Consider the following 14,476-nt stretch of genomic DNA (forward strand, 5'->3'; position numbering starts at 1 on the left):
ACAATAACCTTGTACAGCAGATTGAATTGATATTGAAGTTTCAGCTCTTAAACCTTATATGAATCAGAGATGGCAATATATTCCACAAGAAGATGAGCGGGATAAAATATCCAATAAAAAAGGACTGAATTCCTTAAAACTCAGCCCTTTCAACATCTAAGCAAAACAAACTCGTTTAGACCTCTAAATAATCTAAAATACCTTCTGCTGCCTGACGACCTTCCCAAATTGCAGTCACGACCAAATCAGAACCACGCACCATATCGCCCCCTGCAAAAATTTTCGGGTTAGAGGTTTGGAACTTAAATGTTTGCTGTTCTGCTGCCAATACACGACCTGAACCATCTACCCCAACATTGGCAGAGGCAAACCAATCTGCAGGGCTGGCACGGAAACCAAAAGCAAGCAATACCGCATCGGCAGCTAAAATTTCTTCGGAACCTGGAACAGGCTCTGGGCTGCGACGACCGCGACTGTCAGGCTCACCTAATTGTGTGGTGACCACTTTTACACCTGTGACTTTACCATTTTCACCAACAATTTCTATGGGTTGGCGGTTAAATAAGAAGTTCACCCCTTCTTCACGGGCGTTGGTCACTTCACGACGTGAACCTGGCATATTGGCTTCATCACGACGATAGGCACAAGTGACTTCCTGCGCACCTTGACGAATAGAAGTACGGTTACAGTCCATGGCAGTATCTCCACCACCCAGTACAATCACTTTCTTGCCTTCAACACTGATGTATTCTGCAGGGTCTTTTTCCCAGCCTTGGCAACGGTTAACATTGGCAATCAAGAAATCCAGCGCATCATAAACGCCATCTAAATCTTCACCGGCAAAGCCACCTTTCATATAAGTATAAGTACCCATTCCCATGAATACGGCATCGTAATCTGCAAGCAGTTGTTCAATGGTGATATCTGTACCAATTTCAGTATTTAAACGGAATTCAACCCCCATGCCCGAGAAAATTTCACGGCGGCGTTTCATCACGTCTTTTTCCATTTTAAATTCTGGAATACCAAAGGTCAGCAAGCCACCAATTTCAGGGCGTTTGTCAAAGACGACTGGCTTTACTCCGTTACGCACCAAGATATCGGCACAGCCCAAACCTGCAGGGCCTGCGCCAATAATCGCAACTTTTTTATCGGTCCATTTCACATGCGACATGTCTGGACGCCAACCCAAAGCAAAAGCGGTATCGTTGATGTACTTTTCAGCATTACCAATGGTCACTGCACCAAAGCCATCGTTCAAGGTACATGCACCTTCACACAAACGGTCTTGCGGACAAACACGTCCACATACTTCAGGCAAGGTATTGGTTTGATGACACAATTCTGCTGCCTGAAAAATACGGCCTTCCGAAATTAGTTTAAGCCAGTTCGGAATGTAGTTATGTACAGGGCATTTCCATTCACAGTATGGGTTACCACAGCCCAAACAACGATGGGTCTGATTCGCCGCTACTTCTGCAGTAAACGGTTTATAAATTTCCACAAACTCATTTTTGCGGACATCGAGATCTTTTTTCTCTGGATCTTGTCGTGCTACATCCAGAAATTGAAAGTCATTATGTAGGCGTTCTGCCATGTCTTTCTCCGTAGGTGGGTGTAGATAACTTCACTTTTACGCTGGGTATAAGTCTAAAGTTATCCACACCTGCCGAATGCTGAGTCGTGGATTATTGTGGATCTGCTTGGGTAGTTTTCAACAAAGTCTGCAAGTTGGCAGCTTTTGGTTTCACTAACCAGAATTTACGGCTATAGAAATCAAACTCATGGCGGATTTTATAAGCCCACGCACTGCCTGTTTCGGCAATGTGTTCATCTAAAATACGTCCTAAGAATGCTTTATGTTCTTCCATCGCTTCAGTCGAAATACGATTCAGCTCAATCAGTTCGTGGTTGTAACGATCAACAAAGTCATTATCTAAGTCCAGTACATAGGCAAAACCACCTGTCATACCTGCACCGAAGTTATGTCCCACTTTGCCCAATACCGTGACAATCCCGCCAGTCATATATTCACAGCAGTGGTCGCCTGCCCCTTCAATCACCGCAAATGCGCCTGAGTTACGTACCGCAAAACGCTCACCTGCAGTACCCGCAGCAAATAATTTACCACCAGTTGCACCATATAGGCAGGTATTACCAATAATGGCAGTATTCTGCGTTTGGAATGGCGAACCTTTTGGTGGGAAGATGGAAATACGTCCACCCGCCATGCCTTTACCAACGTAGTCATTGGCATCACCTTCAAGTTTAATATGCAAACCACCTGCATTCCAAACACCTAAAGATTGACCCGCAGTACCTGAAAGATTCACTTTGACAGGATGATGTTCCATGCTCAAGTTACCATAACGACGAGCAATTTCACCTGAAATACGTGCACCAATAGAACGGTCACAGTTGCTCACGTTAAAGTAATACTCGCCGCCCGTACCTGCTTCAATTGCAGGCAACATCTCTGCAATCATTTTTTCAGCCAAAACGCCTTTGTCAAATGGCGCATTGCCTTCAACTTGACAGTATTGCGCTTTGCCTTCTGCCGCAGGGTGTGATTCTAACAAGGCTCTTAAATCAAGATGTGCATGTTTTTCAGTTTCACCCGGTAAAATTTCCAATAAGTCGGTACGACCAATCAAGTCTTTTAAGCTCGCCACACCCAATGCTGCTAACCATTCACGAGTTTCTTCAGCAATAAATGTGAAGAAGTTGATCAGCATTTGTGGTTCACCAATATAGTGTTCCTGACGCAAATGATCTTGCTGCGTTGCTACCCCAGTTGCACAGTTATTTAAGTGGCAAATACGCAAGTATTTACAACCTAAGGCAATCATTGGCGTTGAACCAAAACCGAAGCTTTCCGCACCTAAAATTGCCGCTTTCACCACATCTAAACCAGTTTTTAAGCCACCATCGGTTTGCACACGAACTTTGCCACGCAAGTCATTCACACGCAATGCCTGATGCGCCTCGCTTAAACCCAACTCCCACGGTGAACCTGCATGGTGAATAGAGGACAGTGGCGATGCTGCGGTACCGCCATCATAACCCGAGATGGTAATGAAGTCGGCATAGGCTTTAGCGACACCTGCTGCAATGGTACCCACACCCGGTTCAGACACCAGTTTGACCGATACCATGGCTTGCGGATTGACTTGTTTTAAATCAAAAATCAATTGTGACAAGTCTTCAATCGAATAAATATCGTGGTGCGGTGGTGGTGAAATCAAAGTTACACCCGGCACAGAGTAACGTAAACGGGCAATCAAGCCATTCACTTTACCACCCGGTAACTGACCACCCTCGCCTGGTTTTGCACCCTGTGCCACTTTAATCTGCAACACTTCTGCAGAGGTTAAGTAAGCAGGTGTGACCCCAAAACGTCCCGAAGCAATCTGTTTGATTTTCGAGTTACGAATTGTGCCGTAACGCGCAGGGTCTTCACCACCCTCACCTGAGTTTGAACGTCCACCAATGGTGTTCATGGCAATGGCAATGGCTTCATGCGCTTCTGGTGACAACGCACCCAAAGACATGCCCGCAGAGTCGAATCGCGGTAAAATTTGTTCAACCGATTCCACTTGATCTAAGGCAATTGAATTGTCTGTTTTCAATTTAAAGAGATCACGAATGGTAGCAATTGGACGATTATTCACGATTTCTGCATATTCTTTAAAATCTGCATAATTGCCTGAACGCACCGCTTTGTGTAAGGCATTGATCACATCTGGGTTAAAGGCATGGTATTCCTTGCCAAAGACAAATTTCAGCAAACCACCCTGATCAATTGGCTTACGTGATTTCCATGCAGTATCTGCCAGTTTTTTCTGATCATTTTCAAGGTCGGCAAAGGTAGCGCCCTGAATACGGCTCGGTACACCAATAAAGCAGGTATTCACCACTTCAGCAGACAAACCAACCGCTTCAAATAATTGTCCACCACGATAAGAGGCTACAGTTGAAATACCCATTTTTGATAAGACTTTGAGCAAGCCTTTTTCAATGCCTTTGCGGAAATTACTTTGCGCATAGACAGGGTCACCCAATAACTCTCCTTTGGCAATCAAGTCATTAATCACATCATAAGCCAAATATGGATATACCGCTGTTGCACCAAAACCGAGCAATACTGCAAATTGATGTGGGTCACGAGCAAAGCCAGTTTCAACAATAATGTTGGCATCGGTACGTAAACCAACTTGAATTAAGTAGTGATGTACCGCACCTGTGGCCATGACTGCATTGGCAGGCAAATAACCTTCACGGATTTTTTTATCAGTAAGCACCAATAAAGTTTTTCCATCACGCACTGCTTGCGCAGCTGCTTCACAAATACGCTGAATAGCAGCTTGCAAACCTTCACTTTCTGCATAGTTCAAGTCGATATCGGCAATTTCATAGCCTTTACGTCCCAAAGTGCGAATCTGATGCATTTTAGAATTGGTCAGCACAGGACTTGAAATAATCAAGCGGTCTGCATGTTCTGGGCCTTGCTCAAACACGTTTTGTTCACGACCTAAACAGGTTTCCAACGACATCACGATAGATTCACGCAATGGGTCAATTGGAGGATTGGTTACCTGTGCGAACTGCTGACGGAAATAATCTGACACATGGCGTACCTGACGTGACAATACCGCCATTGGGGTGTCATCCCCCATTGAACCGACAGCTTCCTGACCACTTTCTGCAATTGGACGCAATAACTGGTCACGTTCTTCAAAGGTCACCATAAACATTTTTTGTGCAGCTTTTAAGGCATCGCCTTTTAAGCCGTGGTCACATAAATATTCTTCAAGCTCTGGGCTACCTTGTAAACGGATTGAATTTTCACGTAACCATTCACGGTAAGGACGCATTCTTTTCAGATGGTTATTCACATCCTGCGTATCGAGCACTTTGCCAGTAAAGGTATCGACTACCAAAATTTGACCTGGACCAACACGTCCTTTAGAGATCACATCTTCAGGCTCATAACCCCATACCCCAATTTCAGAGGCCAAAGTGATGTAGCCGTTTTTGGTAATCACCCAACGTGCAGGACGTAAGCCATTACGGTCCAGCATACAGATTGCATGACGGCCATCCTGAATGACTAAACCTGCTGGGCCATCCCACGCTTCCATGTGCTTAGAGTTGAACTCATAGAAAGCACGTAAATCAGCATCAATGGTTTCTACGTTCTGCCATGCAGGCGGAACCAGCATACGCAAGGCACGGAATAAATCCATTCCACCACCCACCAGAATTTCCAGCATGTTGTCTAAGCTAGAAGAGTCTGACCCTGTACGGTTCACAATAGGTTTCAGCTCAGTTAAACCTGGCAAAAGTGGGTTGTCAAATTTAGGCGTACGTGCCATCGCCCAGTTACGGTTTGCGGTAATGGTGTTAATTTCACCATTGTGTGCCAAATAACGGAACGGTTGCGCCAATGGCCAACGTGGTAAGGTATTAGTCGAGAAACGTTGGTGGAATACCACAATATGTGATGCCAAACGTTCATCGGCAAGGTCCGTATAGAAGTCTGCAATCGCAGCAGGCATCATCAAACCTTTATAGCTGATCACAGTTGAACATAAGGTGGTCACATAAAAATATGGATCAGCAGTTAATTGTTGCTCTGCACGACGACGTGCTAAGAATAACTTGCGATTAAACTCAACTTCTGTCACACCAATTGGACAGTTGACAATAATTTGCTCAAAGGCAGGCAAAGATTGCATCGCAATTTCGCCCAATGCCTCATTATTGGTTGGCACCACACGCCAAGCCAGAACTTTACAGCCTTCAGCTTCAATTTCTTTAGTCAGAATATTTTTAGCATGAGTCGCCAAGGCAGGGTCTAGGTTTAAAAACACTGTACCTACGGCAAAGATTTCGCTTAGGGTAATGTCACTTAAGCGTTTTGCCTCTTCACGGAAAAATTGCTTTGGCATTGCCAACAGCAAACCACAGCCATCCCCTGTTTTACCATCTGCGGCAATCCCGCCACGGTGGGTCATACAACTTAAACTATGAATAGCCGTTTTGACGAGATCATGGCTTGCATCACCCTGCATATGGGCAATTAAACCGAAACCACAGTTATCTTTAAACTCATCCGGTTGGTATAAACCTTGAGCGGGAGCTACAGTATTAGGCGATGGCATGTGCATAGCGTACCCTTCTTTTACTTGCCCAATTGGGCCAATTAAACAATCTAGTTTTGCGATTTAACTCAATTTACTTCTCTAAACATCAATCTTGTGTAAATGAAGTTTCACGCATTTGTTTAAGTCTGATTTGGCTTAAACCTCAAACGTGTCATTCATCATTTACGCAACTTTTACACTTTAATGTAGCAGGCAAATTTGACAGTTTCGCACAATCATTGAATCTTTTTTGCGCCAAAATAGGGACAACAACTCAATTCACGCACCAATAAAAGCAAAAACAATGCCAACTTTAATTTTTAGTTATACACGCGCTAAACATCAGCATCATTCAAGAAAAATCGTCGTTAGTTCACATTTTTGCTATAAATTCGCACTATTTTTGTGCACTTCATTATTTTTATACACCATGCTGCGCCATTTTAGAACGTATTTTTAATTCAGGATGATCAATTTTTTAGATCAAATTGGTGCAATGGAGCCAAAATAGCTCAACTTAAAAATAAATGAAAAAGACGAGTAAAAGTGAAGCTTAAGCAATCGCTTAATTACGACATTGTAGTAAAAAGCGGTGAAGAATTTAAATTATTAATTAAAAGGGTCGTGCACTTCTTCAGATTCTGGTGCATCAGGCTGAACCTGAGCAGGGACAGTACCGCTCTGAGATTGCTGCACATCCACCACATTACCTGCCTGATCACGACGTGTAATTGTGGTACTGGTGGTGCTATTTTGCGGTGAAGTAGGCTGGGTACTTGCTGCTGTATTTGGTGTCGTCTGCGGACGTGTTAAGACACTTTCATCTATTTTTGGCACAGCAGCAGGCCGTAAATTTACCGCATGCAATTTGGTATTTAGCCCCATCTCATCTGCCCCTAAGTCATTCACATAAGGGATATAATCTTCCCATTGCACAACAACAGGCTGAATGGTTTCAGGAAACTGGAAAGGTAAATTCACAAGGTCTTGAGTGGCTTCACGTTTATTTTTATAGTTGCCATACAGCATCACATACTGTTCTGCCTGTCCCTCGCCACTTAAACGAATATAAAATAATTTACTGCGTTCAGACTGTTTTTTGATAAAGCTTTTAATGACATTTTCATCACTGACTCGAAACAGCTCAATACTACTGTTATGCTTTTGTTCCTGAATGAATTTTGTGCCACGAAATTCAGCTTCATGCACGCCTGATGCTGTTAAGCGAGTAGTCAACTCCAATGGACGAACTTCTTCAAGCAACCCACCTAAGTATGTGGTTGCTGCCACTTTTTCAGGCTGAATTTGTAATTCAATTTCAGACTCAGGCTGTTTTTCAATTTCAACCAGTTCTTCACGGTCAGTCACCGCCCAGAAAATAAGGGCTGCCAATAAACACAGCACCGCACCCAGCAACCAAATCGACTGTTGAATTTTTTGCCAGTGTGTACGCAGTGCTGTCATAAGCTGCCTTTATGCTTGGTTAGCTAAAATTGCCTGTTTCATCAATTCCAGATCAAACTCTTTGGTGATGATGGCTTGACCCAATTGCGTCATCAACACCAAACGTAATTGACCATTCAGCACTTTTTTATCGTGTGCCATGTAAGCCAAAAACTGGTCCAGCGGAATCTGTGGACATACTATCGGTAAATTGGCTCGAGCAATGATATTTTTTGTACGCTGCACATCTTCTGCAGAAATCCAGCCCATTCGCTGTGATAAATCAGCTGCCATCACCATCCCTGTAGCCACTGCTTCGCCATGCAGCCATTCACCATAGCCTAAATATGATTCAATGGCATGCCCAAAGGTATGACCTAAATTCAGTAAAGCACGCTCGCCCTGTTCTTTTTCATCATTGGCGACAATTCGAGCCTTATGCGCACATGAGCGATAAACCGCTTCTGCCAACAACACAGGATCACGCGCCACCAGAGCCTCCATGTGCGTTTCCAACCATGTTAAAAACTCAAGATCACCCAACAGTGCATATTTGATGACCTCAGCCAAACCTGCAGACAGTTCACGCTCTGGCAAGGTATTCAGCTGAGACATATCTGCCAACACCACTTGTGGCTGCTGAAATGCACCAATCATATTTTTGCCTAGCGGGTGATTAATCCCTGTTTTACCACCGACACTAGAATCGACCTGCGATAATAAGGTGGTTGGTACTTGAATAAAATACACCCCACGCTGGAAACTTGCCGATGCAAAACCTGCCATATCACCAATCACACCACCGCCTAAAGCCAACACGGTGCAATCACGGTTAAAGCCTGCTTCCAACAGCGCATCAAAAATAAGGGTCAAATGCTGGATATCTTTGTATTTTTCCCCATCAGGCAAAATACATGTTGCCACTTTCTTTCCAAGTGCTTCAACGGCAGTCACATAATGACTCAAATACAAGGGTGCAACTGTGGTGTTGGTGACAATCATCACTTGCTGCCCCTTAATATAAGGAGCCAATAAGTCTTTGGGTTGAAGGTCACTGCCTATGAAAATGGGATAACGGCGATCGCCGAGTTCAACATGTAAAGTTTGCATGAAAAGAGTCGCTTTCTACCTAAGATATTTGCTCTGAAACAATCGTATTTAAGATTTTTTGCGCCAAATCTCGCGCAGCACCCTGATTGGTTTCAATAATATAATGTGCTACCTCACGATACAACGGATCACGTATTGCAAGCAAATCACGTAGTCGCTGTTCGGGATTTTCGACTTGAAGTAAAGGACGGTTTTTGTCGCGATAGGTTCGCTGGAGTTGAATTTCGACAGGAGTATACAGATAAACAACAATACCGCGTTGTTTTAAAAACTCACGATTAGGGGCTTGAGTTACTGCACCACCACCTGTGGCCAGCACAAGTTTATGTCGCGTAGTTAACTCATCAATGACCGCTGTTTCACGACTACGAAACCCTGATTCCCCTTCTTTTTCAAAGATCCATGGAATCGTTGCACCTGTTTTACGCTCAATTTCATGATCACTGTCTAGAAATTCACGCCCTAACAATTCTGCTAAATGTCGTCCTACAGTAGTCTTGCCTGCCCCCATCGGCCCTACCAAATAGATATTTGGTAGGGTTTCAAACTCTTTGCTTAGCAAGGAGTCACCTATAAATTTTGTTTAAATTGAAAATATATTAATGATTTCTTGAAACACTGTCATTAACAATTCGTGGTGTAACAAAAATCAGCAACTCACGTTTGTTATCCGACTTGATATCTTTACGGAATAAACGTCCGATATAAGGGATATCGCCCAAGAACGGAACCTTGGTTTGTGAGTTGGCAGTTTGCTGCTCAAAAATACCACCCAAGACCACAGTTTCACCATTATCTACCAAGACATTGGTATTGACTGCATTCTTGTTAATCGTGAGCTGACCGGTTGGTGTAGGCGCACCTGGTGAGTCACTGGTGATATTCAATTGCATTTGCACCTTGCCATCTGGCGTTATACTTGGAGTCACATCCAAACTTAAAGTCGCATCAATAAATTCTGTGGTCGAGACAGCATTAACACCGCCACCTTCAGAAGATTGGTATGGAATTTGAGTACCCGATGCAACTTTGGCATTTTGCTTATCTGCAGTCAGTACTTTTGGTGTTGAAATCACTTCACCATAGCCATCGGCTTGTAATGCAGACAATTCCAAATCTAGCATAAAGTCAGACAAACTGATTAAACCAAAGGCAATACGGCTGGCACCTGGACTGGTCACACCTAAATCGACATTGAGGTTTTGTGGACGTTCAATTTCATACTTCCACCCCCCATATCATCATCTTTTTCTGGCTCACGCAAGTTCCACAGAGTGGTATCACTACCACCCACCAACAAGTGATTATTGTTAGTGATCCCTTGAGACAAGATGCCCCACTTCACACCCATCTCTTTGGTGAAATCTGTGGTTGCACGTACGATACGTGCTTCAATCATCACTTGCTTCACAGACACATCAAGCAAATCTATCATCTGACGAATCTGATCAATTTTTGCTGAAGTATCATTAATAATTAAGGTATTGGTACGTGGATCTACAGACACTGTACCGCGAGGGCTGAGCAAGCTCCCCACGCTATCACCTAATGGGTCAGCTCCAGAACCTGTATTTGAACTACCACTACGTGATGCATTTTTACCTTCAGTAATAAGCTTCTCAATATCTGCGGCTTTAGCATAGTTCAACTGAATATATTCAGTTTGCAGTGGTGCCAATTTAACACTTTGTGCAATCGCTTTGGCTTCTTCTTCTTCCGCCTTAATCAACTCAGAAACTGGCGCAATCCAGATCACATTACCATTACGGCGCTTGTCTAAATTTTTGGTTTTCAGAATAATGTCTAAGGCTTGATCCCAAGGCACATCTTTTAAACGTAAGGTGATATTACCTTGTACTGTATCTGCAGCCACCATATTGATGCCCGTAAAGTCTGCCAACAGCTGTAATACACGACGCACTTCGATATCTTGGAAGTCCAATGAAATCTTTTTACCTGTGTAGCTTTGTGCTGCACGTGGCTTAAACGGGTTTTTATCAACTGGGCGTTTTAAGCTGATGGTGAGCTTGTCTTCTGCCTGATAGGCCATATATTCATAGCTACCTGCAGCCTGAATGGTGATCACACCATTGCTACCATCATTATGCGCATCAATAGTCGATACTGGGGTTGCAAAGTCATTCACATTCAGGCGACGAGCCAAATGCGCAGGGACTTTATTACCCAAAGTACGTACGACAATTTTGCTGCCTTGTTGCTGTACATCTACAGGGGTGTTGCTACCCAATAGGTCAATTACCACCTGACCTTCACCTTCGCCACCACGTTGGAAACCAATATTGGAAATTCCTTGTGCGCTACGTTGTGCAGTCACTGCTGCAACAGGTGTGGCTGCGGTAGTTGAGTTGATCTTTAAAATAAAGGTATTGCCTTCAACCCGCGTGGTGAATGGCCCCGCATCTGCTAAGTTCACAGTTAAACGTGAACGCTGTGCATCTGAACTGACCTCTACAGAGCTGGCTTCTTTGGTCGCAACAGCAACACTGTTTTGTTTCAGGGTTTGTTGTGCTTTATCAAAATCTAGAATCAAGCGGGAAGGTTGTTCGAGCTGATATGCAGCAGGTTGAGGTGGCAAACCATTAAACATCACACGAATTTCGGTGCCCTGCCCCGGAATTTGCATGGGTACGATGTTGGTAATGCTGACTTGGGCATTGGCAACTTGCATCACGGCCATTGCGACTGCACCCATTGAAAACTGACGGAACAAATTGTTCATTGTATTACCATCCCCAAAAATAAAATCTTTCACACTGTTATTCATTTTTATTCCTTTAATTTATGGCGCAGGCCCAATTAAAACTAAACTTCTTGGACGTTCTACATAACTTTCACGACCATCTGGAATAATTTCGATTAAATCAATTTGTGTAGGTGTAATATTTACTACACGACCATGATTTACCCCCATATAGCTACCACGCTGGATACGCTCAATTTCACCGTCTGGTGTTTGAATCAATGCCAAAATTTGACCATTTTGACGCATACTGCCTTTCATGGTCAGTGATTCAAGTGCGTAATTTTCCAAGGGTTGTAACTGGCGAGCAAGGTTCGGATAAACGCGTTTACCTGCCATTATTTTAAGCTCTGCCGCCAATGAACTAGGCATAAATGGGCTTTTGAGCTGGTGTGCTGCATAGTTAAAAGTTGGTGCAGGTTCAAACACAGGTGCGGGTTCAATTGGCAGTGGCGGCTGATTTCGAATTTCAGCTATTTGTGTATTCACAGCATCAATCCGAGAGTCACATCCTACCATCAACAGAGTCGCCATCAGAGCCAACGAAAGCTTTTTAATTTTCATTATTCAGCCCCTCCAACATTACCCGCAGTTTGTGTATCTGCACTGCCTACATAACGATAAGTTTTTGCTTGCGCTTTATAGGTTACTTGCGGAATATCAGTTTTCTTGTCTGTATTTTCAGTCGCTACAATTTCAAAGTCGTGCATGGTCACAATACGTGGCAATGCTGCCGTACCGCTCACGAATGAACCAAAGGCATGGTAATCACCTGTTGCTTCAATTGAAATTGGCTGTTCAATAAAGAACTCTTGTTTAATCTCATCCTCTAAACGAATGTTTTTAAACTTTAAACCTGAATTCACACCAGTGACGTTAATATCTTCAACCAATCCTGGAATTTCAGTTTCTTTTGGCAATTGTTCAAGTTGTTGATTAAAGTTCGCTTCCATTTCTTGTAATTGTGCTTGATATTGCTGCAAATTACGCAATTTAGAATCTTTTTCGCGGAACTCATTTAATAAGTTTTGTTCTTGTGCTTGTGCTGCTGCAATGGCATCTAACTTTGGCTTGATCACGACAAAATAACCTAAAGCCAAAATCAGGAAAATAATAAAAATCCAGCAGGTAATTTTGACCGAAAGCGGCCAAGCACCATAATTATTTGGATCTAGGGTATTGAACTGTTGAAAAAACTTTTCAACGGTCATTTTCTTTTTCGGAGCAACAGCAGCATCCTGATTTACTTCATCAAATTCATCGAGACTCATTGTGCTGCCTCCGCTGCTGATGTTGGATTAGGTTCTATTGGTGTTACAGGAATCGCAATATCTTCTAAATCTGAAGTCACTACGAAAGTACCGTAACTTTCCTCTACACGAGGAACCACAGAGCTTGGTGCTTTATCTTTGTTTTCTTCTTTGGCTAAGAATGAATTCATAAATGCATTGCGATACCAAGGCGATGCTTCCAAATTACGCAAGAATTCAGCCACTGTATTTGGACTTTCAGCCTTGCCTTCAAAAGTAAATTTATTGCCTGTCCGACTCACTTTGGTTAAGTACATATTGCTTGGTGTCACACGCACCAATTCATCCACTAAACGCACAGCGATTGGACGCTGACTTTGTAAGCCCTGAATTAACTTCATGCGCTCAACAATAGCATTCCGCTGTTCTTGCAAGCCTTCTAAAGATTTTAATTGTACATCTAGGTTTTGGTTGGTGCTGATCACCAATTGATTGGCTTGTTCTTGATCTTCTAACTTCGCGTTATAGAAGAACCATGCTAAAGTCACCAATAACACCCCAACAGCAGCCGCTGCAATACAAAATACAATAAATTCTTTTTTTCGTTTTTCTCTTAGCTCATCGCGCCAAGGGAGTAAGTTAATCTTTGCCATTAATCAAAACTCCTCATTGCTAAACCACATGCCACCATCAATGACGGTGCATCACTTTCAATTCTTTTAATGTCGATTTGTGGAGAGAAGCCCATTTGCAAGAATGGATTGGCAATGGTCACACGGTAGCCCAGTTTTTGCTGCAACAATTTCGCAAGACCTGGAATATTGGCATTCCCCCCTGCCAATAAAATGTGATCAATTTCGTTAAATTGTGAAGATGAGAAAAAGAACTGCAATGAACGTGCAGCTTGTTGCACCACCGCTTCTAAGAACGGTTCGAGCACTTCTACATCGTAGTCATCTGGCAAAGTACGGCTTTTTTTCGCACGCCCTGCTTCTTCATACGACAAACCATAACGGTTTTGAATTTCTTGTGTCAGCTGCTTACCGCCAAAGGTTTGCTCGCGGGTATAAATAATTTTGTTATTTTGCAGTACCGACAAGGTGGTCATGGTATGACCAATATCCAAAATACCAATGGTGTTCACACCCATTGGCAGGGTATCGGAGAACACTTTAAAGGCATTTTCGATGGCAAAACTTTCGACATCGGCAATTTTGGCTGTCAAGCCGCCCAACTCCAATGCTTCTACTCGTGCTTCTACGTTTTCTAAACGTGTTGCAACCAGTAACACATTGACTCGGTTTGGATTGGCTAAACGGTCTGGTTGGACTTCAAAGTCTAGGCTGACTTCATCTAATGGGAATGGAATATATTGCTCGGCGTCCATACGAATTTGAACTTCACGCTCATCGCTAGTCATATCTGCATCCATTTCAATGATTTTGGTAATCACCATTGAGGTTGGAATTGCTAATGCTGCAGATGTAGATTGCGTGTTTGCTAAGTTCAATGCACGTTCAAGCGCATCCCCGACTGCTTCTGGATTGAGAATGTTTTTTTCAACCACACTGCCTTCTGGAAGTGGGACCAGCGCATAGCTCTCGACCCAGTATCTACCATTCTTAACAGAGAGTTCTAATAACTTAACAGAAGTAGAACTAATATCTACACCTATTAACCCCTTACTTGGCTTACGATATAACCTACGCACAATAGTACCATTCCTATTATTTTTTTATCCCCAAAAAAATTTAACCTACTAATCC

The 14,476-nt window shown here is 43.2% G+C and carries 9 protein-coding genes and 1 pseudogene; all 10 read right to left on the reverse strand.

Translation table 11 applies throughout. The features are described 5' to 3' along the window. Nucleotides 1–175: 175 nt before the first annotated feature. On the reverse strand, nucleotides 176–1,597 hold the full coding sequence (locus tag CF596_RS03640) for an FAD-dependent oxidoreductase (RefSeq protein ID WP_096901277.1): 1,422 nt from the start codon (nucleotides 1,595–1,597) through the stop codon (nucleotides 176–178). 91 nt (nucleotides 1,598–1,688) lie between these two features. Next, nucleotides 1,689–6,164 carry a glutamate synthase large subunit gene (gltB, locus tag CF596_RS03645; protein WP_171324818.1) on the reverse strand — a complete coding sequence of 1,492 codons (4,476 nt, stop codon included), beginning with the start codon at nucleotides 6,162–6,164 and terminating at the stop codon, nucleotides 1,689–1,691. Nucleotides 6,165–6,755: 591 nt separating this feature from the next. After that, the gene (locus CF596_RS03650; RefSeq protein ID WP_096901279.1) at nucleotides 6,756–7,610 is read right to left on the reverse strand and encodes a hypothetical protein; all 855 of its coding nucleotides are present in this window, start codon (nucleotides 7,608–7,610) and stop codon (nucleotides 6,756–6,758) included. Between the two features lie 9 nt (nucleotides 7,611–7,619). Beyond that, entirely contained in the window at nucleotides 7,620–8,699 is a 1,080-nt protein-coding gene (gene aroB, locus CF596_RS03655) for a 3-dehydroquinate synthase (protein WP_096901280.1), read from the reverse strand. A gap of 19 nt (nucleotides 8,700–8,718) precedes the next feature. Next, nucleotides 8,719–9,261, reverse strand: a complete 543-nt coding sequence (aroK, locus tag CF596_RS03660; RefSeq protein ID WP_096901281.1) for a shikimate kinase AroK — start codon at nucleotides 9,259–9,261, stop codon at nucleotides 8,719–8,721. A gap of 37 nt (nucleotides 9,262–9,298) precedes the next feature. Further along, nucleotides 9,299–11,439: pseudogene (locus CF596_RS03665) on the reverse strand (type IV pilus secretin PilQ family protein). A gap of 60 nt (nucleotides 11,440–11,499) precedes the next feature. Next, nucleotides 11,500–12,024: a pilus assembly protein PilP gene (locus CF596_RS03670; protein ID WP_096901282.1), complete on the reverse strand. Its 525-nt coding sequence runs from the start codon at nucleotides 12,022–12,024 to the stop codon at nucleotides 11,500–11,502. Then, entirely contained in the window at nucleotides 12,024–12,731 is a 708-nt protein-coding gene (gene pilO, locus CF596_RS03675) for a type 4a pilus biogenesis protein PilO (protein ID WP_096901283.1), read from the reverse strand. The genes CF596_RS03670 and pilO overlap by 1 nt, the downstream gene beginning before the upstream one ends. Beyond that, on the reverse strand, nucleotides 12,728–13,363 hold the full coding sequence (locus CF596_RS03680) for a PilN domain-containing protein (protein ID WP_070153532.1): 636 nt from the start codon (nucleotides 13,361–13,363) through the stop codon (nucleotides 12,728–12,730). Before CF596_RS03680 ends, pilO begins: the two co-directional genes overlap by 4 nt. Beyond that, nucleotides 13,363–14,421, reverse strand: a complete 1,059-nt coding sequence (locus tag CF596_RS03685) for a pilus assembly protein PilM (RefSeq protein WP_004974460.1) — start codon at nucleotides 14,419–14,421, stop codon at nucleotides 13,363–13,365. Before CF596_RS03685 ends, CF596_RS03680 begins: the two co-directional genes overlap by 1 nt. Between the last annotated feature and the right edge of the window lie 55 nt (nucleotides 14,422–14,476).

This window comes from Acinetobacter sp. YT-02 (assembly GCF_002412355.1).
Taxonomy (GTDB): Bacteria; Pseudomonadota; Gammaproteobacteria; order Pseudomonadales; family Moraxellaceae; genus Acinetobacter; species Acinetobacter towneri.

Bases quoted from the DNA above. Each gene is read 5' to 3' on its own strand.
- CF596_RS03670 (WP_096901282.1), bottom strand. From the start codon at position 12,024: ATGAAAATTAAAAAGCTTTCGTTGGCTCTGATGGCGACTCTGTTGATG.
- CF596_RS03680 (WP_070153532.1), bottom strand. From the start codon at position 13,363: ATGGCAAAGATTAACTTACTCCCTTGGCGCGATGAGCTAAGAGAAAAA.
- aroB (WP_096901280.1), bottom strand. From the start codon at position 8,699: ATGCAAACTTTACATGTTGAACTCGGCGATCGCCGTTATCCCATTTTC.
- CF596_RS03650 (WP_096901279.1), bottom strand. From the start codon at position 7,610: ATGACAGCACTGCGTACACACTGGCAAAAAATTCAACAGTCGATTTGG.
- gltB (WP_171324818.1), bottom strand. From the start codon at position 6,164: ATGCCATCGCCTAATACTGTAGCTCCCGCTCAAGGTTTATACCAACCG.
- pilO (WP_096901283.1), bottom strand. From the start codon at position 12,731: ATGAGTCTCGATGAATTTGATGAAGTAAATCAGGATGCTGCTGTTGCT.
- CF596_RS03640 (WP_096901277.1), bottom strand. From the start codon at position 1,597: ATGGCAGAACGCCTACATAATGACTTTCAATTTCTGGATGTAGCACGA.